This window comes from Pseudomonas sp. HP_14 (assembly GCF_055283875.1).
This window is the reverse complement of sequence record NZ_JBTOQI010000043.1, coordinates 248,349-269,632: the sequence shown is the minus strand read 5'-3', so window position 1 is coordinate 269,632 and position 21,284 is coordinate 248,349. Positions and strand designations below refer to the sequence as shown.

Genomic DNA, 21,284 nt, shown 5'->3' with positions numbered 1-21,284 from the left:
GGCAGCGATGACAGGGGTGAGCCGGAGAAACGTCGAATTACTTGGTGAACTCGGTTTTCCAGTAGTCCTCAACCTTGGTAACCAGGGCTTTCGGCAGTGCTACGTAGGACAGGTCTTCAGCTTGTTTCTGACCGTTTTCCAGCGACCACTTGAAGAAGTCGAAAGCAGCAGCGCTTTGCTCTGCGTTCTTGGCTTTCTTGTACATGATGATCCAGGTGGTAGCCGTGATCGGCCATGCAGTTTCGCCCGGAGCGTTGGTCATGATCAGGTTGAAGTCTTTAACGCTGTTCCAGTCAGCAGTGTCAGCTGCGGCAGCGAAGGCCTTGGCGTCTGGCTTGATGAACTTGCCCGCAGCGTTCTTCAACTGGGTGTAAGACAGTTTGTTGGTTTCAGCGTAGGAGTGCTCAACGTAGCCGATCGAACCCTTGATCTGCTTAACGTAAGCCGAAACGCCTTCGCTACCCTTGCCGCCTACACCGGCTGGCCATTGAACGGTCGAACCAAACTTCAGTTCTTTAGCCCACTCCGGGCTGACTTTGCTCAGGTAGTTGGTGAAGTTATACGAAGTGCCCGAGCCGTCCGAACGGTGAACAACGGTGATGTTCTGGTCTTTCAGTTTGTCTTTGAGCTCTGGGTTCAAGGCAACGATCGCTGGATCGTTCCACTTCTTGATCTCACCCATGAAGATCTTGGCCAGTACTGGACCATCAAGCTTCAGTTGACCAGGCTCGATGCCTTCAACGTTGATGATTGGCACGATGCCGCCGATCACGCTCGGGAACTGACCCAGACCACCAGCAGCCAGGTCTTCTGCGGACAGAGGAGCGTCGGAAGCGCCGAAGTCTACAGTTGCAGCCTTGATCTGAGCGATACCACCGCCAGAACCGATCGACTGATAGTTGATGCGGTTGTCGGCAGACTTGCTGTAATTCTGCGACCACGCGGAGATAACCGGGAAGACGAAACTCGAACCAGCGCCTGTTACGTCTACCGCATGGGCCATGCCACTCAGGCACATCGAAGCGAGCAGAACCGACAAGCGTTTTTTAGTCAGCAGAATCACGGCGATACCTCAACAAGGGAAATTTGGTGGCCCATCCATGGGAAGGCCCGATGCGGATTTAATCCTCGGAATGTTGCGGTTTCATGACAATCAGTCGAGTTGTGTCACAAAGGGGCTTTTTTGTAGGTTTTTCTGAGGGGGAGTGAATGCGTAACTTCGTGTTTCGCCCAATGAAAACCGGGGTTACGCAGATATGGGCGAGAAATTTTCGGAATAATAGCTTTGAGCCAGCCATATCGCTGAAATGCTGACTGTCTTCAGGTTCCGCGGCCCTGAATGTTGCATTTTGACGACAGGAATTTTGCAGACGAGAGATGCCACATCCACACCATTGGTCGGCATGCACGGCACCTATCGTCCCTTCCCGCCACCAAAAAGATGTATCGCCCCTAACAATGGAGATTCATCTGATGAACAAAAATAAAATGACTGCCCTGATGCTTGCGGGGCTACTGAGTGCGGTCACAGGCTCGGCGTTCGCAGGCTCAACCGGACCGACCAACCCGGTGGATACAACCCCTAAAACACCCGCCAGCGGTATGGAGAAAAAGAATACTGATGGCACCAGCACCAACCCACCGGGTACCTCCCCTGGCGTCGAGGGCATGGACCCGGAACCCAAAATCGATGGCGCTACCGGTACAGGTAACGGGATACCCAATGATCAGAACAAGAGCGAAGGTAGCAAGGGCGGCAATTCGGGCGGCGCTGGCGGGTCGGGCAGTGGTGGCTGATCTCTGATGCATTCCCTGTTGGAGCGAGGTTTGCCCGCGAACCCGGTGACGCGGTATGTCAGACAACACGCGTTATCGTTCTTCGCGGGCAAGCCTCGCTCCAACAGAAGCGGTTTGCAGGCCATTACGGAGTGTTAAACCCGTTAGTTGATGTGGCAGTGAATCTCTTCACAAGGCTCCTGCATCACAGGGGTTGCCCACTGCACATAACACACCACTACCGGCATGCCGTGCTCGGCGCAGAAGTCCAGCCAGCGCAGCTGGTTATCCTGCAACCGGTCACCCGGCCCCTTGACCTCAATCATTCGATAACGCCGTTGCGCCGGGAAGAATTGAATCAGGTCCGGCATACCGGTCCGGTTGGCCTTGATGTCCAGTAACAGCCGCCTGAACCAGTGCCGTAGATGCTCGACCGGCAGACAGTGCAGCGCCTGCTCTAGCAAATCGGGCGTCAAAGCGCCCCAGAACACGAAAGGCGACTGCAGGCCGAACTTACTCTGGTAGCACTCACGAACGGTGTCCTGCCAAGTGCCGGAATCAAGCTGTGCCAGACAAGCATCGAACAGCCCGGCGCGCCTCGTGTAGAAATCCGGGCTGTGCAAATCGCTCGGGCCGCTGTGAAAGGGATGAAAAAATGCACCCGGCAACGGGGCGAAGATGGCTGGCCAGCAGAGCAGACCGAACAGCGAGTTGATCAAGGTATTCTCGACGTAGTAAACCTCACTGCCCTCCTGCGCAAGATGCTGCTGGACCATCTGTTCCACTGTCAGGTCAGAGCGCTGCGGCACGCTGACATCCAGACGTTCGACTTTACGCGTGACCCTTCGGACCTTATCGATAAGCCCAAGCTTGCGCTGCAGGCGCGGCAATACCCGACGTGCGTGCTGCTGCTCGGCATCGCTTCGCGGCGCGGCTTGCACCTGCTCGAGTAACACCATGGCGGCGCTATAGTCCTCGCAGCGTTCCAGCACCCGAATGCGCCGGGAGCGAGCGCCGGGGTAGTCGCTGCACTCGTACACGCTCAACGCCAGCTGCCAGTCCTGCTCACGCTCGGCCTGCTGACCGATCTGAAACAGTGTCTTGCTGCGGCGCATCTCGAGCCAGGGATTGCGGGTGTAGATAGCCATGGCGCGTGAAGCCAGGGGCTCCAGTGCCACGCCCTCATCCAGCGCCTGACGGCAGGCGTGCAACTCAAGGCAGGTATCGATATCCGCCCGGTCACTGATGGCCCGGGAGTCCAGCGAGAACTCGACCTTTTCGTAGCGATACACGCCCAGATCCGCCAGTACAAACTCGGACCATTCCTGGTAGAGATTGCCGAAATACAGCAAGCGCAAACGATCACAAAGCGGCATCACACGCAGGGCGAAAATCGTTTCGTCCAGATCAGCGTGCCAGCTGTCCAGGGGTTGCGCGATCTTATGGTGGGGTTGTAACAGCTCCAACAGTTCGTGCTTTCGCTCCGTGCCGCGAACACCGTGCGCCTTGAAGCAGGCCGCCAGTTCGGCCTTGCGCAATAGAACAAACAATTGTTCGAGGCTGATCGCCGGGCGCGGGTCAACCCAGCCGTTGATCAGTAGCGGTTGCACCGCCTCACGCGTGTCACCCAGCTCGGGGTAATCCAGTTTGCTGGAGCGAAACAGCTCGCCTTTGCGCATGACCATGCGCACCAGCAGACATTGAGCCGGTTGCGGCAATTGCGCAAAGCAGCGAATGAATTCCTGTTCCTGCTCATCCAGCAAGTCAGCATAGCGCTGCCCGATCCAGGCCAGCACCTGACGGAAGTTCTCAAGGTAGTAGAACGGATTTTCCAGGGGTGACGTGTTCACAGCAGGGGTTCGCAACCAGTCAGACATACCGGCAAGGATACTGTTTATACATACAGATTCCAGTGTTGAATCAGCCCCTCCGATAAATGGCTTACGGTTTGCCGATGTATGAAGCGCTAGAATCGATATTCCTCACTGTTACGCAGGAAATCGACAATGCAGATTGCCACTGCACCGCAGATTTATCTGGCCGGCTTCGATGTATTTCGGGCAGATGCCATTGAGCATGGTCAATACCTCAAGGCCTTGTGTACCGCTCACAGCCTGGAAGGCTTGTACCCCATCGACAATGAAGTACCCACCGATCTCTCTGCTCAGGAAACCGCGCAACTGATCTGCTCGATGAACATCGCCATGATTCAGCGCAGCACGGCGGTGCTGGCCAACCTGAATGTGTTCCGCGGTCTTGAACCGGATTCCGGGACGGCGTTTGAAGTCGGCATGGCAATCGCGCTGAACAAGCCCGTGTGGGTTTATTTCGACCCGGTGGAGTCGCTACGAGATCTGGTACCGCACGACGTGAATGGTTATGACGAACACGGGTATGCAGTGGAGGATTTCGGTCTGCCGAGAAACTTGATGCTGGCTTGCACCTGGGCCGGTTCGAGTTCGACAGTTGAATTGGCGGTCGAGGCCTTGTCGCTGTATCTGGCAAGACAAATGCCCGATCAGTAGGAGCTAACACTGGATCTGTAGGAGCTCACCGAGGTTACGAGGCCAGCGAAGGCGGAGTATCAGACAGACCGCCTTCGCTGGCCTCGTAAGTGCAACTGGAACACTCAGTTCACCGATGAAGAACCCACGTCGCTGCTAAAAATCGGGTCCAGCTTGTCCGAGTCGCTGAATTCGTCCAGCCCCAGCACATCCAGGTCCAGATAACCTTCCGGGTCAGTATCTTCATCCGCATCGGCATCGTTCAGCGGCGATTGATCACCACCAAAATGATGGTCTGCACATGCATAAAAATGCGCGGAAGTGACCTGCATGTAAAACGGTGAAAGTGTCTGCATCTACTGCTCTCCTGATCATTTCTCTGTGCCAGCGCCACCAGCGTGCTTGCATGAGCACAGGCTAACCCAGCCTGTAGGAAAATGGAGCTAGCTGTGTCAGCTCCAGCTCAAAAATTCTCCGCTGCTGTCACGTAACATCTGCACCATGGCTTGCGCTGCGGGCGATAGATACCCGCCTTTACGGACTGTGCAGCCGATGGTGCGCTTCATGGTGGTTTCCTTCACCACGACTTCGCGCAAATGTTGCATGTTGTTGCCGAACTGGAGGGTCTCACGTGCGGTGAAGCTCAGCAGGCTGGTGCGCTCGATCAGCCCAGGCAATAGCGGGATCGAGTTGGCTTCGATCTGAGCGACAGGTAGCGGTAATTGTTGAGCAGTGAATGCCTGATCCAGCCATTTTCGCGACGTTACGCTGGCTGGCGGCAGCACCCAGCGATACGCGCAGAGGTCGGCCATCGTATAGCGAGTCTTGAAGATCGGATGATCCTTGCTGGCGATGACAACCGCTTCGTCTTTCAGAATCGCAAAACTTTCGAACTGCTCATCGTCAGTAATCAGCGCACAAATAATCATGTCCAGCTGTCCGGAGCGCAGGGACTCACGTAACAGGTCGTCCTGACCAATAACCATCTTCAAGGTGATATCCGGGGCGCGTTGCAACAGCGCTGACGTCAGCTTCGGCAGCAAGTATTCGGCCATGGTCGACGCGCAGCCCACGCGTATGTTTCCCACAGCACCACTGGCAAAATCGCGCACCTCGCGCTGGGTCTGGGCGATGCTCTGCTGCAGCACCTTGCCCCGTGCCTGCAGCAGCTCCCCAACCGGAGTCAGCTTGATACGGCGACCGTCGCGCTGAAACAAGCGAGTGCCAAACGACTCCTCCAGACGCTGAATGCTTTTCGTCAGCGCGGGCTGGCTGCGGTTGAGTTTCTGCGCAGCACGCCCAAGGTGGCCGAGTTCGGCAATCGTTTCAAAATAGGCAAGATCGCGGAGATCCATAATTCATCAACCAAAGTTATCAATTCATGACTATTAGAAAATAGACTTGATCGATTGAAGTGTCGATACTTTCGTCGTACGAGCGTCCTGTCTCGCTCGCCTTGCGGAGCCCCACCCCTTGTCATGCGCCTCTGGCTTTTCGCTGCATACCCTTCCAAAACCGGTTCAGTGGTTGGGCCTGATCTTGCTTGCAGGTGCTGCTGGACAACTTCTCAAATATTGGCAAATGCCCGCGGCACTGTTCCTTGGCCCCATGTTGGTGGCGATAGGATTCGGGGTGATGGGCGCGAACATCCGCCTGAATAAAAACCTGTTCCGCCTGGGTCAAGGTACGGTCGGCGTACTGATTGCACACTCGATGACCATGGCCGTACTGATCACCGCGTTACACTCCTGGCACGTCATGCTGTTTGCGACCGCACTCACAGTGCTCCTCAGTGCCGGGGTCGGCCTTTGCCTGGTGCGTTATGCCGGAATTGCGGGCAGCACCGCGGCGTGGGGCACATCGCCCGGCGCAGCCTCAGCGATGGTGGCGATGTCGGAAGACTATGGCGCCGACTCGCGGGTGGTAGCCACCATGCAATATGTGCGGGTGGTCTGCGTGGTCATGGTCGGGGCCGTCGTCAGCCGGATGATCGGCGTGGAAGGCGGCGGTACCGAAGCACACAGCGCCCAGGTGGAGCTGCAAGGCATCAATCTGCTGAACTTTGCCTTGAGCCTTGCGGTGATCGTGTTCGGCATTATCGTCGCCAGTAAAATCCCTGCGGGTGCGTTGATGGGGCCGCTGCTGATTGGTGGCGCTCTGCAACTGAGCGGGCTGCTGCAAATCACCTTGCCCACCTGGATGCTGACGCTGGCCTATGGCGCCATTGGCAGCTACGTCGGACTGCGTTTCGACCGCCCGACCATCCGCTATGTATGGCGCCGCATGCCAGCGATGATTCTTGGCTCAATGCTGCTGATTGTGCTTTGCGCACTTTCGGCCTGGTTGATTGCGGTCATGCTCGACAAGGATTTTCTATCGGTTTACCTGGCTACCAGCCCCGGCGGCCTGGACGCGATGGCGATCATAGCCATTGATACCCATTCGGATGTTGGCTTCGTACTGGCCATGCAGACACTGCGCTTGATCGGCGTCATCCTCACCGGCGCATTCCTTGCGCGGCAAATAATCCGCCTGACTGACAAGGGCGTGCATTCGCACTGATCGCCCTTGATCCATTGAATCTATCGCGCTGGCGCCTCTCAAACAGTTAATCACTGCGTCTTTTGAGAGGACCACCGTGAGCACCGTCAAAATCGCCACCTTTAACATCAATGGCATCCGCAGCCGCTTGCCGATCCTGCTGGACTGGCTGCGGCGCGAGAGTCCCGACGTGGTGTGCCTGCAGGAATTGAAAGCCGCCGACCTCGCCTTCCCGATCAATGAAATTCGTGAGTCTGGCTACGGTGCGATCTGGCAAGGCCAGCCGTCGTGGAACGGCGTGGCCATTCTCGCCAGGGACATGGAGCCGCTGGAGGTACGTCGCGGTCTGCCAGGCTTCGAGAAAGACAGCCAGAGCCGCTACATAGAAGCGGCCGCACATGGCGTGATTGTCGGTTGCCTGTACCTGCCCAACGGCAATCCGCAGCCAGGGCCCAAATTCGATTACAAACTGGCCTGGTTTGAAAAGCTCATCGAGCATGCCGGGGCGCTTTATGACAGCGGGCATCCGGTGGTGCTGGCAGGTGACTACAACGTGGTACCGACCGACGAAGACATCTACAACACACGGTCATGGCTCAAGGATGCGTTGTTGCAACCAGAAAGTCGTGAGTGCTTCCAGCGGCTCCTCAGTCAGGGCTGGACTGATGCATTGCGCACCTGTTTCCCGGACGAGCGGATTTACACCTTCTGGGATTATTTTCGCAAACACTGGGAAAGCAACTCCGGCTTGCGGATTGACCATTTGCTGCTCAATGCGCAAACCAGCGCCCGGCTCGAACGCGCCGGGGTGGATCACTGGCCGAGGAATGAACCCCACCCCAGTGATCATGCGCCGACATGGGTGGAGCTGGAGATGGGGGATTAGGGTGAGGTCGGCAATCTGTTGGCGATGATCCTTTGTGGGAGATCTCCCGTCGCGCAGCAAACATATACCTGTAGGCGTGACCGGGGTGGCGCTCCACCTTGCTCGCGATAGCGGTAGATCTGTTTAGAAGATATCGTCTGACCTGACGCTATCGCGAGCAAGGTGGAGCGCCACCCCGGTCACGCCTACAGAAAAAGCATTTAGATTCAGATGGTTATTTTATGTTTGATGAGAGCGGTGCTTGGTCTGGGCGGCATTGTCGTTGACAGCAGACCCGCACCGCATTGAATCACCCTATCCCCGCCAGCGCACTCGCCAGACTCGGGGCCAACGGCAATACCGGCAGCAAGGTCGCCTGATAGGCGTGATACAGATCCGGTTTACCTGGCCAGATATCCGCACTGGGCTGATTGAGCTCGTTGAGTTCATGACGCCAACTGCCCAGTTCGCGATCAATGAATAACGTTTCGTTGAATTCCCAGAAACAGCGATACCAGTCTTCGTACTGCTTTTCATCGGTGCGCTGCAATAACGCGGCGGCGGCAGCGGCGGCTTCGCAATGGACCCAATGCAGGCGATGACGAACCACCGGTTTCTTCTGCCAATCCAGGGTGTAGACAATGCCCGGCAAGCCGTCGACATTCCACGCATCGCGGCAGGCATTGGCAAACAGCTGGCGCGCATCGGCAAGCAACCAGGCCGGAGTCGGCAGTTTCAGACGTTGACGCGCTGCTTCCAGATGCAGCAACAGCCTTGCCCACTCGAAGGCGTGGCCCGGCGTCGTGCCGTACGGGCGGAAACCATCGGCCCGGTTATCGTGGTTGTAATCCGGTAAAGGCTGCCAGGACTGGCTGAAGTGCTCGACCACCTGATGATCATTGTCAGCAGCGTGACCATGAATAACCCGTTCGACAATCCGCAATGCCCGATCCAGCCACTGGGCATCACCGGTGACATCGGCAAGGGCGAGAAAGGCCTCGGTGCTGTGCATATTGCTGTTCGCACCGCGATACGCTTCCTCTTGCGTCCAGTCGCGAGCAAAGGACTCACGCATCGCGCCCTCCTCCTCACTCCAGAAACGACGCTGAATGACTTCAATGACATCCGACAACAATGCTTGGGCACCGGGACGCCCCGCGACCACTGCTGAACTAGCCGCCAGCGCCACAAAGGCATGCAGATAAGCCTGCTTGTCAGCCTTGCTCTGCTCAGTCAACGGACCGCTGAACCAGCCACCGTGCTGCGCATCACGCAACGGCCCACGCAATGATGCAACTCCGTGGTCTACCAGTGCCGCGAAGCCAGGTATGCCTCGCACATGAGCCATGGCAAAACTGTGGGTCATACGCGCGGTATTCATGGTTTCGGCTTGAGCGTTTGCAGGCAGGACGCCGCGCTCATCGAGGTTGCCAAACCCTTGGGGCAGCCGTGAGGCCTTGGCGAAAGTCAGCAGCCGATTACCTTCACGGGCCAGCCACTCATGATGTCCGGGCGCACGGAGCCAACTGCTGAAAAGATTGTTCTTATTGTCCATGAAGCTGTCTCGCCTCTGTCATTGAGCAGAGGCGAATCATGCCCGGCACGACCCGCCATGGGCAAGCGCGCCGACCAGACAGCAGCGAATCAGACCTTGAAGCGCGCCACCACCTGATTCAGGTCACCCGCCAGACGCGACAGTTCGTTGCTGGACGCGCTGATCTGGTTGGCACCCTGAGTCGACTGCATGGACAGATCGCGGATGTTGACGATGTTGCGATCCACTTCCCGCGCCACTTGAGCCTGCTCTTCCGCGGCACTGGCGATGACCAGGTTACGCTCGGAGATCTGATTGATGGACGAAGTGATATCGGTCAGCGATTCACCGGCACCCTGGGCCAGGGTCAGCGTTTCGTTGGCGCGCTCGCTGCTGGTCAACATCGATTCCAGCGCCTGAGCGGAACCGCTGCGCATGGCGCTGACCATCTTGTCGATTTCCAGAGTGGACTGCTGAGTGCGATGCGCCAGCGCACGCACCTCGTCGGCCACTACAGCGAAACCACGGCCGGACTCGCCCGCACGTGCTGCTTCAATGGCAGCGTTGAGGGCCAGCAGGTTGGTCTGTTCCGCAATGGAGCGAATAACGTCGAGCACCTTGCCGATATCCTGAGACTGATCCGCCAGGCTCTGGACCAGCGCCGAAGTGGCCTGGACGTTATCGGTCAGGGTCTGGATCGACTGCACGGTTTCCACTACGCGCGCCTGCCCTGCCTGAGCCGACCGGTTGGAATGGTTCGATGCATCAGAGGTGGATACAGCGTTACGCGCCACCTCTTCCACGGCCGAAGTCATCTCGTTGATCGCGGTCGCGGCCTGGTCGATTTCGGCGTTCTGCTGATGCAGGCCGCGGTAGCTGTCTTCAGTGACCGAGTTCAGCTCGGTAGCCGCCGAGGCCAACTGTGTTGCGGAGCTGCCGATGTGTTGCATGGCCGAGCGCAGATTGCCCTGCATTTTGTCCAGCGCCACCAGCAGGCGCGTCACTTCATCGCTGCCATCCACTGTAATGCGTTGGGTCAGGTCGCCGTTGGCTACATGCTCAGCAGCGGTTACTGCCACTTCCAGCGGGCGCACGATGCTGCGGGTCAGAAGCAAGGCCAGAGCGACTGTACCCAGACCGGCAAGGATCACGAAGATGAAGACGATGTTGCGCGACTTCTCGTACTGCTCTTCGGCAGCCTTGCCTTCAGCGTCAACGTGCTGGGCGTAGAAATCGCCCAAGTCGGCCAGTTGCTTGCCGGAGCCATCAACGATGGTTTTCATGTCTACGAGCAGTAGCTTGTTCAGCGCATCCCGGTCATTTTGTGCGGCGATCACAAACGACTTATCCAGCGCTTTCTGGTACTCGGCCAGCGTCACCCGGAACTGGTCGCTGAGTACTTTTTCTTCGGGGGTATCCACGAACGAAGCGAAAATATCGAGCTTCTTGTTCAAGTCCTGATTCCGCACGTCGAGCTGGCTGCGGTACGTCGGGATGTTTTTTGGATCCGGATCCAGAGCCATGCGCAGAGAGATCGTGCGAATGCGCAGCATGTTTTCACGGATATCGCTAATGACACGCATGCTGGGCAGCCAGTTGGTTTCAACGGCGACTTCACTCTGCCGAATCGTCGACATCTGAACCATGGCAAACCAGCCGAGCAAGGCGACCAGCAACGAGATGAGCGTGAAGCCAAGACCGGCTCGGCGGGCGATAGTCAAATTGCGTAGGTTCATGACGGGAGCTCTTTTTATTGGCAGGAAGGTCAGACTGTGCAGCAAAAAGTTGTAGGACAACTCTAGCTATCGACTGGCCAATCGCCTTCTTGAGGGTCCTTGAGACTAACGACAACAATTATTTGCGGGGCTGTCCCACATCAGCTTTTAGCTATCCGACGAATGTCTTAGAGCAAACCGCCAACCTGTGTGTCTAGACCATAACGGCCTCAAAAATGACACGGTGATCCGTGTCTCTTTTAAAGGAGATTCAGTCATGCATCTGGAAGGTTCATGCCATTGCGGCGAAGTCGAATTCAGCCTGAACAGCGCCCATCCCTATCCCTATCAACGCTGCTATTGCTCGATATGCCGCAAGACCCAAGGCGGTGGCGGTTACTCCATCAACCTGGGCGGTGATGCCAAGTCGTTGAAAATCAAAGGGCGCGAGCACATCACGATTTACCACGCAAAAATGCGCGAAGACCATCACATCAGCACCAGTAGTGCCGAGCGGCATTTCTGCAAATTGTGCGGCAGCGGTCTCTGGCTGTTCAGCCCCGAATGGCCGGAACTGATTCACCCGTTTGCATCAGCCATCGACACCCCGCTGCCCACACCCCCTGAGCACACTCATCTGCTTCTGGATTCCAAAGCGTCCTGGGTCGAAGTGGATGCGCATGAAAAAGACCAACAGTTCGACAAGTACCCCGAGGAATCAATTGCCGAGTGGCATGAACGATTGGGGTTGGTGCGCTAAGAGCGTCCTTAACAGTTGCTAGCCGAGAGGGATACACATGGCAATGCATCATGTTGCGCAATTTGCCGACCTGAAGGAGGACCGCCCGACACCGGTCACGATCGGCGACACACAACTTGTCCTGATCCGTTTTGCAGATCAGATTCGGGCATACCAAGGCGAATGCCCCCACGCCGGTGCGCCACTGGCCGATGGCGCGATATGTTCGGGCAGCCTGATCTGTCCTTGGCACAAGGCCGCATTTGCTATCGATGAGGGGAGCCTTCGCGAGCCCCCGGCACTGGACTCGTTGCAACGCTACCCGGCCAGTGTGGAGGGAGGTCGGGTGGTCGTCGACGACCAACCGCTGCCGATATCGCGTCCGGCTGCCCTGCCAGACCGGCGCTACTTCGTCATAGTCGGCGGGGGTGCTGCGGGGACGGCCTCCGCCTCTGCTCTGCGCGAGCAAGGTTTTACCGGCCAGTTGGCATTGATCGACCCGCAGGAGAAACCGGGTTATGACCGAACCGCCCTCAGCAAATTCGTTATTGCTGGAGACATGCAGCCGCACGAAGTGCCGGCCTTGCGCGACGAAAGTTTTTATCTTGATGAAAACATTCAGCGCATCCAGGCAGCCGTCACCAGGCTGGACGCACAAAACAAGCAAATAACCCTCAACACTGACGAGCGCATTGATTACGACGCGGCCTTGATCGCCACCGGAGGCATACCGAAAGAACTCAAGCTGCCCGGTGCGGACCTTCCACAAGTCCTGACCTTGCGTTCCCGTGAGGATGCGGCAGCGGTGCTTGATGCTGCGCAGCCAGACGTAAACGCGGTGATCATCGGTGACAGCTTTATCGGTCTGGAGGCGGCATCTGCGTTGCGCAAACGAGGGCTGGCGGTGACAGTACTTGCCCGCCATGAGACGCCTTTCCTGGCGCAATTCGGTGAGCGTATCGGCACCGCAATCCGCCGACTGCATGAGCAAAACGGCGTGCTGTTTCGCACCCATGTCGAAGCCATGCGCTTCACGGGCGAACACGCTTTGGAAGATGTGGTGCTCGATAGCAGTGAACGCCTCCCCGCCGACCTGGTTCTGGTAGGCACCGGCGTTCGCCCGGCTACGGATTTCGTCCAGGGCCTGGAGCGTCACGAAGACGGCTCTTTGATTGCCGATTCAGGCATGCAGGTGTGCGACAGCCTGTGGGCAGCAGGCGACATGACAACGTTCCCGATGGCGGGCTCCACCGTTAGAATCGAGCACTGGCGGCTGGCGCAGCAACAGGCGCGCATCGCCGCGCACAATATGCTCGGCGGCCATGTGCAGTTTGCCGATGTGCCGTTCTTCTGGACCTTCCACTTCGGCAAACGCATCGACTACCTGGGCCGCGCCGAGCAGTGGGATAACATCGTTTACCACGGCGAACCGGAACGCTTCGAGTTCATCGCCTTGATCTGCAAAGACGGCCTGGTTGCAGCCGCAGTTGCCTGCCAGTACGAACGCCCGATGGCACTCCTCGCAGAGCGAATGAAGCAGCCGTTAGGCGTTGATGAGGCTCTGGATTTGATCAAAAAAGCTGAGTGATTAAACACCGGTGGCACAGGCATTAGCGGGGAAAGCAGCAATGCTCCCGCTTTAGACCCGTTCTGAAATCTCGATCAGATTCAAATCCGGATCGCGCACGTACACGGAACGTATAGACCCGGTTGCTCCGGTGCGCATGACGGGTCCCTCGATGATCGGCCAGTCAGCCTGCTTCAGACGCTCGATCACCTGATCCAGCGGCACCGATGCGATAAAGCACAAATCCAGAGCGCCCGGCACCGGCAAATGCGCCTTGGGCTCGAACTCCTCGCCCCGAACATGCAGATTGATCTTCTGCTCGCCAAACCTGAATGCGATGCGTCCAGCACCGAAAGTCTCCAGTTGCATGCCCAATACACGGACGTAAAAGTCTGTGGTCGCGTCGGCGTTTACGGCGGTCAGGACCAAATGGTCAACGTGATCGATCATTGCAGATGCTCTTGAAGGGACACATCAGCCAATGAAACGTAAATCGGGGAATAAAGTCCAGTAGCGCGTAATCGCGGACGGCTATTTAGCGGGAGTCGCCGACGGTTATGTATGCGAGATCTGTCCCATAGAAAATAATTGAGACGCGAGTAGCAGACGACACGTGACTCCGAAAAACCAGCCAGACATTTCTTTCAAGCATTCCTAATAATTACTGTAGGAAACTTCTGATTTTAAACGCGGTGAGTTGACGCTCTGTTTAAACCTCTATTACGTCGTTTTTGACAGTGGCATGTTGCCCTGAATAATCGAATAGAGAACATCCATGAACACATTAAAAAAGAGAAATATTAAACGATGGCTAATCCCGGCAGTCATCTCGACTGGCCTGACCTATGGAGCCCATGCGAGTACCGAGCAGACGGACGCGATCCATACTACGGGCAGCGAAACTACTGCGGCTGAACAAGCAGTTGACCAGCAACTTTCAGAACCGAAATTTTCCGTCCTTGAAGACAAACTGCACAGCTTGAATGACGCGCTGACCAGCAGGCACCCAGTCCACTATTACGGCTTTGTTTCGCAGCGCGGGCAAGACGTGATCCTTATGTTTCCTGGTGGCAACCCAACCACACAAGCCTGGAAGGTTGAGTACTACGAGAACGGCAACTGGGTGGCGCATAATCTGCCGAGTAAAGTATTTTCAAATCCCGAACCCGGCGCCGAGATTATCATCCGCGTGACGCCCGCAAATCAGCAGCATGGAGCGAGTATTCCCTATTCACTGAGTTTTGGATCGTACCCGGTTCTTAAGAAGTACGATCTGCATGATGAGCCGGGGGTAATCCGAATTCCTACTGGGTATTCGGAGCCGGGGTGGCTGGCGACACAAGCTTATAAAGAAGCGTTGCTTGAGGTTAACTTCACGGACACGAAAGATGCTCCACTTGAGGGCGGCGTCGCGCTTTTTGGCCTGACACGCGGCACGGAACACGCACCCATTAAACAAATCCTGCTCAGTGACAAAGAGGGATTGGCTTCTAGAAAAATTGAACTAGGACGCTGCCATGGTGGAAAACAGACCAGTGACTTCGCTCATAAGCAACAGGGATTCAACACGTGGAGAAGCTACTACGTTGTGGGAGATTACTTCATTCACAACTGGCTCTCTGGAACAGCAGTCAATACGGCTCCCATTTTTAAACTAGGACACATCTGCACACAGCGACTTATACAAACAGTGCGTCCTCGCAACTGACATAAATTCAGTCTGGCAGTTTCCTGCCAGACTGACGATTCACACTGTCAAATCGATGTGTGACGAGCCCTGCTGCTCCGCATGGTTTTTTACTTGGCCAACCCACTCATCATGCATGTCTTCGATACTAGACCTCAGCACCTTGTTAAAATCGATAACATATTGAAAGCTTTCAATGCTTACTGTGTATCGACCGCCAAAGGTCTCGTCATCATGATCAATGAGCGTCATCATACTTTTTGCTACTCGTTGCAATTCAGACTTAAACCCCTCGAAGCCATTGAGGGCTTTCGTGAGTACATCCCTGTCCGCTTCAGTCAGGCTTTCATCATAATCGATCACCTTGATCGAGGCATCTGCACCTAGCGTGTAGCCGAATTTCTTACTCGCCACCTCAGGGTGAATATCCGCCAGTGCTTTGATAAAACCATCATGCGCACGCTTGGCAGATGCCAGATGAAGGCGTTCAAACAGTTTTTGCTCCAATACATACCCCTGTAAATTTTTGACGCACTCGGATACGGGCTCTGAGAGCCAAGGCTCTTTCTTGTACTGATAAAACGGGGTTTCATTTATCTCAGTAGGCGCGGTCGCAATCGCCGCTTCTGACGCGACTCTTTCACCCAGGCCCTTTTGCTGCTGATTAATCGTTAGGTTGTTTGGCTGGAAGCCGTTAAAACCGCTTGATAGACCATTAATATTCAACACACTGCCCTCCACTTGGTGTCATATTTAATAACGGCCGCACCTGGAAAACCTTGGCCTGATAACCCAGTAGGAAAGTTCCGATGAGCGCCTGATTGTGATGGCCGTCCCAAGCGCAACAAAACGTTTGCCCCACCTCGCAGGGTAACGACTTGCCAAAGGCTGGCAGCCAATGCGTTGCTCGTGGCAAAGTGCAGCTCATCTCGCAATCACTCGCTACAGAGAATCCCGGATCTTGGCCAAGCACCGAATCGTATGCCTGCTCCCCGCCCTCCTTGCCCTTCAGGCCTGTGCTTCAGCCAGCGGTGATCAGCCCACGCAAAGTTTTGATGCCTATCGACAACTGACGCTGCAGTGGATACAGCAGCACCGAAGCTTCCAGACCAGCGATCATGCCAACGAGCTGCAGTGGAACGCTCCGCAGGAATGGCGACCGTCAGGTACGGTGAAAGGCGGCATTCTGTTGGTTCACGGCTTGGGCGACTCACCCTGGTCATTTCATGACATTGGCGCAAAGCTCGCCGCGCAGGGTTTTCTGGTGCGCACGGTGTTGCTGCCCGGTCATGGAACGCAGCCATCAGACATGCTGGACGTCACGCTGGAGCAATGGCAGGACGTGGTTCGCGAGCAGGCGCAAACGCTCAGCCGCGAAGTGCCCAAGGTTTATCTCGGTGGTTTCTCGACGGGTGCGAACCTGGTGCTCGATTACGCCTATGACCACGACGAGATTGCCGGACTGGTGCTGTTTTCCCCTGCTTTTCGTTCTGACAGTGCTTATGCGTGGGCAACGCAGTGGATCGCCTGGGCACGCCCGTGGCTGGCCAGCCCCAAAGATCCTTTGCGTCCGCTGCAGACGCCGGTCCGCTATCTGAATGTCCCCACCAACGGCTTTGCGCAGTTCTACCGCAGCAGCGTTCTGGCACAGGATCGGCTGAGCGAACGCAGTTACGACAAGCCGGTGTTCATCGCCATTACCCAACACGACTCGGTGCTGGACACTCACTACGTGCTGGACAACTTCAATCGGCGCTTCAGCAACCCGGCAAGTCGCCTGGTCTGGTACGGCGACAGTCCGGCCGACTCGGCAAAAACACCTCGAGTACTCGTGCGCAAGGACTATCTGCCCGAGTACCGAATCAGCCAGTTTTCACATATGGGCCTGCTGTTCTCCCCGGATAACCCGCTGTACGGCGTAGACGGCACACAACGCATTTGCTGGAACGGCCAGGAAACTCCGGACATGCAAAAGTGCCTGGCAGGCGAACAGACGTGGTACTCGGATTGGGGCTACCGCGAGACGGGTAAGGTGCATGCGCGCCTGACCTTCAATCCTTATTTCGATTGGCAGTCAACGGTGATGATGGAAGTGCTGGAGGATGCGCAGGCGCTTGCCAGGTAATACCCGTTTTTGTAGGAGCTGCCACGGCTGCAATCGCGGTACGTCAGGATGAAGCTTCGCAGCCTGCGGCAGCTCCTACGGCAATGCATCGCGGCCGGAAATGCTAGTCCGGCGCGAGCCGTTCACGGCTGTTGCTCAAATGCGTCCACATCGCAGCGCGTGCGGCATCGGGGTCCTGGCGGCGGATCGCAGCGAGCAACGCTTCGTGCTCAAGATTCGCCAGATAACCATGATGGGCAAGGTTGGCGCCGACTCGCTCGCTCGCGGCAATCCGACTGCGAGGAATGATCGCGCTGCCCAGATGCTGCATGATTTCCGTGTAATACGGATTACCTGTGGCCTCGGCAATGAGCATGTGAAAACGCCGATCAGCCTCAACGCAGCTGTCTTCCTTGGCCAGCAAATCCTGATAATCATCCAGCGCCTGACGCATGGCAGCCAGCTGCGCCTCAGTGCGGCGCATCGCAGCCAGCGCGACCGCCTGGGTTTCGAGGCCGATGCGCAATTCAATGATGTCTCGAACCCCGGCAACAGTCTCGACCTTGAGGTGCAGCCCGGTCTTGTCGGTGCGCTCAAGGACGAAGGTGCCGACGCCATGGTGAGTTTCCACAAGGCCGGAGGCCTGCAATTTCGAAATCGCCTCGCGCACCACCGTACGGCTGACGCCATGCTCGCGAACGATCTCGTTTTCGGAAGGCAGCTTCTGCCCCGGCGGGATCTTGCCCAGCAGAATCCGCTGGCTCAGTTCGGTCACCAGATCGGTAGCCAGACTGTGGGGTCGACGCTTGGAAGGCTGAGGTATGGGCTGCTGCATGGAGACAGGTCCTGAACAACATTAAGTACGCGTGAGCGCCAGCCGCCCACCTGTTGGGCGCGATCATAGCATCGCCACCACGTGACTTGTCATACAAGCAAACCCGCACAACTTGTCTAACTTGTATGACAACATCGCAAAACCAAAACTGTTGCTTGTTGCCCGCAGAGGCCATAAACAACGGGTTTAGACGAATACAGACAAAAAAGACTGCACCAAGCCACACCCCGAACACATAGCAGATTAATCTATAAATAGCTGTTATTTATGGTTTTTTATAAGACTCATCAACTTGTCCATGCCGTTATGCAATGCAATACGACACAACTGTTTTCGCTAACCCGCAGCAATAAATCTTGATTTGCCCTCTTGCGCCGCAACGATCTACTTGTATGATGTCTACCAACACAAGCCCGCAGCTTGTCCTGACCCGCATAAAAATAACGAGTGGGAGATTCATCTGTGAACACGTCTAACACCCAGGCGGGTGATGGGGTCAATTCGACATTGGTTTCAGCTGTTTCCAAGGTCAAACGCCACATCCTGCCTTTGTTCGTCATCATGTTTATCGTCAACTACATTGATCGGGTAAACATCGGCTTCGTGCGATCGCACATGGAACACGATCTGGGCATAGGTGCCGCCGCTTACGGCTTTGGTGCCGGTCTGTTTTTCATCGGTTACGCCCTCTTCGAAGTCCCCTCCAACATGCTTCTGCAAAAGGTCGGCGCCCGTATCTGGCTGACGCGCATCATGCTCACCTGGGGCATCGTTGCGACCTGCATGGCCTTCATCCAGAACGAAACGCACTTCTACATCCTGCGCTTTCTGCTGGGCGTTGCCGAAGCCGGCTTTTTCCCAGGCGTGATCTATTACTTCACCCGCTGGCTGCCAGGGGTTGAGCGCGGTAAAGCCATCGCAATCTTCCTCAGCGGCTCTGCGATAGCCTCGCTTATTTCCGGTCCGCTCTCTGGCCTGCTCCTGCAGATCACCGGGTTCGGCATGAAAGGCTGGCAGTGGATGTATTTTATTGAAGGCATGTTCTCGGTATGCCTGTGCGCCTTCGTCTGGTTCTGGCTCGACTCCAAGCCTCACGATGCCAAATGGCTGACCCGTGAAGAACAGGACGCGCTGGTCAATGCCATTGATGAAGAGCAACGCGCCCGTGAAGCCGCCAACCCGGTCAAAGCGTCCATCGGCAAGCTGCTCAAGGATCGCCAGATCATTTTGTTCTGCCTGATCTATTTCTTCATCCAATTGACGATTTATGCCGCCACCTTCTGGCTGCCGAGCATCATCAAGAAGATGGGTGACCTCAGTGACATCCAGGTCGGGCTGTTCAACTCGATCCCGTGGTTGCTGTCGATTGTCGGCATGTACGCTTTCGCCGCCATGTCAGCCAAGTGGAAGCGTCAGCAGGCATGGGTCGCCGCCGCATTGCTGATTGCAGCTGCCGGGATGTTCATGTCCACCACCGGCAGTCCGGTCTTCGCCTTTGTTGCGATTTGCTTCGCTGCACTAGGCTTCAAGTCGGCATCTTCGCTGTTCTGGCCGATTCCACAGGCGTATCTGGATGCCCGTATCGCAGCAGCCGTGATCGCGCTGATCAACTCGGTGGGTAACCTCGGCGGCTTCGTCGCACCTACGACATTCGGCTTGCTGGAGCAACACACCGGATCGATCCAGGGCGGTCTGTACGGCCTGACTGCCACGTCGATCATCGCCGCCATCATCGTTTTCGCTGCACGCAACACACCGAAGCCCGGCAAGAGTCCGGCAGAGCCAACGGCAACCACGGCTGCCCACTCTTGATCGCTCGCTACGACTATTAAAAGGACCTACAACAATGAATCAGAACCTGAGCAAAGCACCCGTTATTACCAGCATGCAGGTCGTACCGGTCGCCGGCCACGATGACATGTTGCTGAACCTCAGCGGCGCGCACGGCCCTTACTTCACTCGCAACATCGTCATACTGCAAGACAACGCCGGACACACCGGTGTCGGCGAAGTCCCGGGTGGCGAGCGCATCCGCCAGACGCTGGAAGACGCCCGGCAGCTGGTGGTAGGCAGTTCGATTGGCACCTACCAGAAGATTCTCAACGACGTGCGCAAAACCTTCGCCGAACGCGATTCCGGCGGGCGCGGCCTGCAGACCTTCGACCTGCGCATCACCATCCACGCCGTGACCGCCCTTGAGGCGGCCCTCCTGGACCTGTTGGGTCAGCATCTGGACGTACCGGTTGCGGCCCTGCTCGGTGAAGGCCAGCAGCGCGACGAAGTGAAAATGCTCGGCTACCTGTTCTACGTGGGTGATCAAGGCAAAACCAATCTGGATTACCGCAAGGAACCGGATGCAGATAACGACTGGTTCCGCGTCCGCCATGAGGAAGCGCTTACCCCTGAGGCGGTGGTTCGTCTGGCCGAGGCCGCTCAGGCGCGTTACGGCTTCCAGGACTTCAAACTCAAGGGCGGCGTACTCAGCGGCGATGCCGAGATCGAAGCGGTCACGGCGCTGGCCGAACGCTTCCCGGAGGCCCGCATCACGCTTGATCCAAACGGCGCCTGGTCACTGAAAGAGGCCATTCGTCTGTGCCGCGATCAGCATCATGTGCTGGCCTACGCCGAAGACCCATGCGGCGCGGAAAACGGCTTTTCCGGTCGAGAAGTCATGGCTGAGTTCCGCCGCGCTACAGGCCTGAAAACCGCGACCAACATGATCGCTACCGACTGGCGTGAGATGGGCCACGCCATTCAGTTGCAGTCCGTGGATATTCCATTGGCCGACCCGCACTTCTGGACCATGCAGGGCTCGGTACGCGTGGCACAAATGTGCAACGAATGGGGCCTCACCTGGGGCTCGCACTCCAACAACCACTTCGATATTTCCCTGGCGATGTTCACCCATGTAGCGGCTGCTGCGCCGGGCGATATCACCGCCATTGATACCCACTGGATCTGGCAGGACGGTCAGCGCCTGACCCGCGAACCGTTGAAAATCGTCGGTGGCAATGTGCAGGTTCCGAAGAAACCGGGGCTAGGGGTAGAGCTGGATATGGACCAGGTGCAAAAGGCCCACGAACTGTACAAAGGCATGGGCCTGGGTGCCCGTGATGATGGTGTCGCGATGCAGTTCCTGATTCCGGACTGGAAGTTCAACAACAAACAGCCTTGTCTGGTGCGTTGAGCCCATCGCTATTATTTGAGCGAACGCTATTCCTGCAGGAGCCAACTTGTTGGGCTGGCGTCATATCTGCGAAGGCAGGCCTGGCGTCTCGCGAACAAGTTCACTCCTACAAAACAGCGAGAAACCTTGCCAACCCTGGCATGCGGCGCGCAACCCCCTTGCGCGTCGTTTTTTATGGCGCGACAGAGACGCATGCTAAGGTTTGTGAATCCTTTGCAATGAAGTCCCGC

19 protein-coding genes and 1 pseudogene are annotated in these 21,284 nt (G+C 56.7%); 10 read left to right on the top strand and 10 right to left on the bottom strand.

Going from position 1 to position 21,284, the window contains the following annotated elements:
• Positions 1-37: 37 nt before the first annotated feature.
• Positions 38-1,063 (bottom strand): phosphate ABC transporter substrate-binding protein PstS, encoded by a 1,026-nt coding sequence (gene pstS, locus ACYASS_RS23040; protein WP_463587811.1) that lies wholly within the window; start codon positions 1,061-1,063, stop codon positions 38-40.
• Between the two features lie 410 nt (positions 1,064-1,473).
• Between pstS and ACYASS_RS23035 the strand changes: the two genes are divergently transcribed.
• Positions 1,474-1,797, top strand: a complete 324-nt coding sequence (locus tag ACYASS_RS23035; protein WP_463587810.1) for a hypothetical protein — start codon at positions 1,474-1,476, stop codon at positions 1,795-1,797.
• Positions 1,798-1,940: 143 nt separating this feature from the next.
• Here ACYASS_RS23035 and ACYASS_RS23030 read toward each other — a convergent pair whose 3' ends face one another.
• Positions 1,941-3,653: a VRR-NUC domain-containing protein gene (locus tag ACYASS_RS23030; protein WP_463587809.1), complete on the bottom strand. Its 1,713-nt coding sequence runs from the start codon at positions 3,651-3,653 to the stop codon at positions 1,941-1,943.
• A 129-nt stretch (positions 3,654-3,782) separates the two neighbouring features.
• On the opposite strand from ACYASS_RS23030, the gene ACYASS_RS23025 reads away from it, so the two are divergent.
• A complete protein-coding gene (locus ACYASS_RS23025; RefSeq protein ID WP_463587808.1) occupies positions 3,783-4,301 on the top strand; it encodes a nucleoside 2-deoxyribosyltransferase in 519 nt (172 codons plus the stop codon).
• A gap of 104 nt (positions 4,302-4,405) precedes the next feature.
• On the opposite strand, the gene ACYASS_RS23020 is transcribed toward ACYASS_RS23025, so the two are convergent.
• Together ACYASS_RS23020 and ACYASS_RS23015 are read right to left on the bottom strand one after the other, a co-directional pair.
• Positions 4,406-4,636 carry a hypothetical protein gene (locus tag ACYASS_RS23020; protein ID WP_243248407.1) on the bottom strand — a complete coding sequence of 77 codons (231 nt, stop codon included), beginning with the start codon at positions 4,634-4,636 and terminating at the stop codon, positions 4,406-4,408.
• A 96-nt stretch (positions 4,637-4,732) separates the two neighbouring features.
• Entirely contained in the window at positions 4,733-5,635 is a 903-nt protein-coding gene (locus ACYASS_RS23015) for a LysR family transcriptional regulator (protein WP_463587807.1), read from the bottom strand.
• Positions 5,636-5,753: 118 nt separating this feature from the next.
• On the opposite strand from ACYASS_RS23015, the gene ACYASS_RS23010 reads away from it, so the two are divergent.
• Together ACYASS_RS23010 and xth are read left to right on the top strand one after the other, a co-directional pair.
• On the top strand, positions 5,754-6,842 hold the full coding sequence (locus ACYASS_RS23010; protein WP_463587806.1) for an AbrB family transcriptional regulator: 1,089 nt from the start codon (positions 5,754-5,756) through the stop codon (positions 6,840-6,842).
• Positions 6,843-6,918: 76 nt separating this feature from the next.
• Complete coding sequence (gene xth, locus ACYASS_RS23005; protein WP_463587805.1) at positions 6,919-7,707, top strand: exodeoxyribonuclease III; 789 nt, start codon at positions 6,919-6,921, stop codon at positions 7,705-7,707.
• Positions 7,708-7,996: 289 nt separating this feature from the next.
• Here xth and ACYASS_RS23000 read toward each other — a convergent pair whose 3' ends face one another.
• The 3 genes and pseudogenes from ACYASS_RS23000 to ACYASS_RS22990 form a co-directional block, all read right to left on the bottom strand.
• Positions 7,997-9,241: a D-mannose isomerase gene (locus ACYASS_RS23000; RefSeq protein ID WP_463587804.1), complete on the bottom strand. Its 1,245-nt coding sequence runs from the start codon at positions 9,239-9,241 to the stop codon at positions 7,997-7,999.
• An 89-nt stretch (positions 9,242-9,330) separates the two neighbouring features.
• Positions 9,331-10,170, bottom strand: a complete 840-nt coding sequence (locus ACYASS_RS22995) for a methyl-accepting chemotaxis protein (RefSeq protein ID WP_422765600.1) — start codon at positions 10,168-10,170, stop codon at positions 9,331-9,333.
• Positions 10,171-10,188: 18 nt separating this feature from the next.
• Positions 10,189-10,956 (bottom strand): annotated as a pseudogene (locus ACYASS_RS22990) (MCP four helix bundle domain-containing protein); the annotation flags it as partial.
• Between the two features lie 256 nt (positions 10,957-11,212).
• Between ACYASS_RS22990 and ACYASS_RS22985 the strand changes: the two are divergent.
• Both ACYASS_RS22985 and ACYASS_RS22980 read left to right on the top strand, forming a co-directional pair.
• Positions 11,213-11,695, top strand: coding sequence for a GFA family protein (locus ACYASS_RS22985; protein ID WP_463587803.1), 483 nt, complete (start codon positions 11,213-11,215; stop codon positions 11,693-11,695).
• Between the two features lie 37 nt (positions 11,696-11,732).
• Complete coding sequence (locus ACYASS_RS22980; RefSeq protein WP_463587802.1) at positions 11,733-13,262, top strand: FAD-dependent oxidoreductase; 1,530 nt, start codon at positions 11,733-11,735, stop codon at positions 13,260-13,262.
• A 51-nt stretch (positions 13,263-13,313) separates the two neighbouring features.
• Here the strand turns inward: ACYASS_RS22980 and ACYASS_RS22975 are convergent, their stop codons facing one another.
• The gene (locus ACYASS_RS22975) at positions 13,314-13,691 is read right to left on the bottom strand and encodes a VOC family protein (protein WP_463587801.1); all 378 of its coding nucleotides are present in this window, start codon (positions 13,689-13,691) and stop codon (positions 13,314-13,316) included.
• A gap of 325 nt (positions 13,692-14,016) precedes the next feature.
• Between ACYASS_RS22975 and ACYASS_RS22970 the strand changes: the two genes are divergently transcribed.
• Complete coding sequence (locus tag ACYASS_RS22970) at positions 14,017-14,949, top strand: hypothetical protein (RefSeq protein ID WP_463587800.1); 933 nt, start codon at positions 14,017-14,019, stop codon at positions 14,947-14,949.
• A 39-nt stretch (positions 14,950-14,988) separates the two neighbouring features.
• On the opposite strand, the gene ACYASS_RS22965 is transcribed toward ACYASS_RS22970, so the two are convergent.
• Positions 14,989-15,657: a hypothetical protein gene (locus tag ACYASS_RS22965; RefSeq protein ID WP_463587799.1), complete on the bottom strand. Its 669-nt coding sequence runs from the start codon at positions 15,655-15,657 to the stop codon at positions 14,989-14,991.
• Positions 15,658-15,904: 247 nt separating this feature from the next.
• On the opposite strand from ACYASS_RS22965, the gene ACYASS_RS22960 reads away from it, so the two are divergent.
• Positions 15,905-17,053 (top strand): alpha/beta hydrolase, encoded by a 1,149-nt coding sequence (locus tag ACYASS_RS22960; RefSeq protein WP_463587845.1) that lies wholly within the window; start codon positions 15,905-15,907, stop codon positions 17,051-17,053.
• Positions 17,054-17,156: 103 nt separating this feature from the next.
• Here ACYASS_RS22960 and ACYASS_RS22955 read toward each other — a convergent pair whose 3' ends face one another.
• Entirely contained in the window at positions 17,157-17,867 is a 711-nt protein-coding gene (locus ACYASS_RS22955; RefSeq protein ID WP_243248391.1) for a FadR/GntR family transcriptional regulator, read from the bottom strand.
• Between the two features lie 462 nt (positions 17,868-18,329).
• Between ACYASS_RS22955 and ACYASS_RS22950 the strand changes: the two genes are divergently transcribed.
• Together ACYASS_RS22950 and gudD are read left to right on the top strand one after the other, a co-directional pair.
• Positions 18,330-19,679 carry an MFS transporter gene (locus ACYASS_RS22950; protein WP_463587798.1) on the top strand — a complete coding sequence of 450 codons (1,350 nt, stop codon included), beginning with the start codon at positions 18,330-18,332 and terminating at the stop codon, positions 19,677-19,679.
• A 34-nt stretch (positions 19,680-19,713) separates the two neighbouring features.
• Complete coding sequence (gene gudD, locus ACYASS_RS22945) at positions 19,714-21,054, top strand: glucarate dehydratase (RefSeq protein ID WP_463587797.1); 1,341 nt, start codon at positions 19,714-19,716, stop codon at positions 21,052-21,054.
• Positions 21,055-21,284 lie beyond the last annotated feature (230 nt).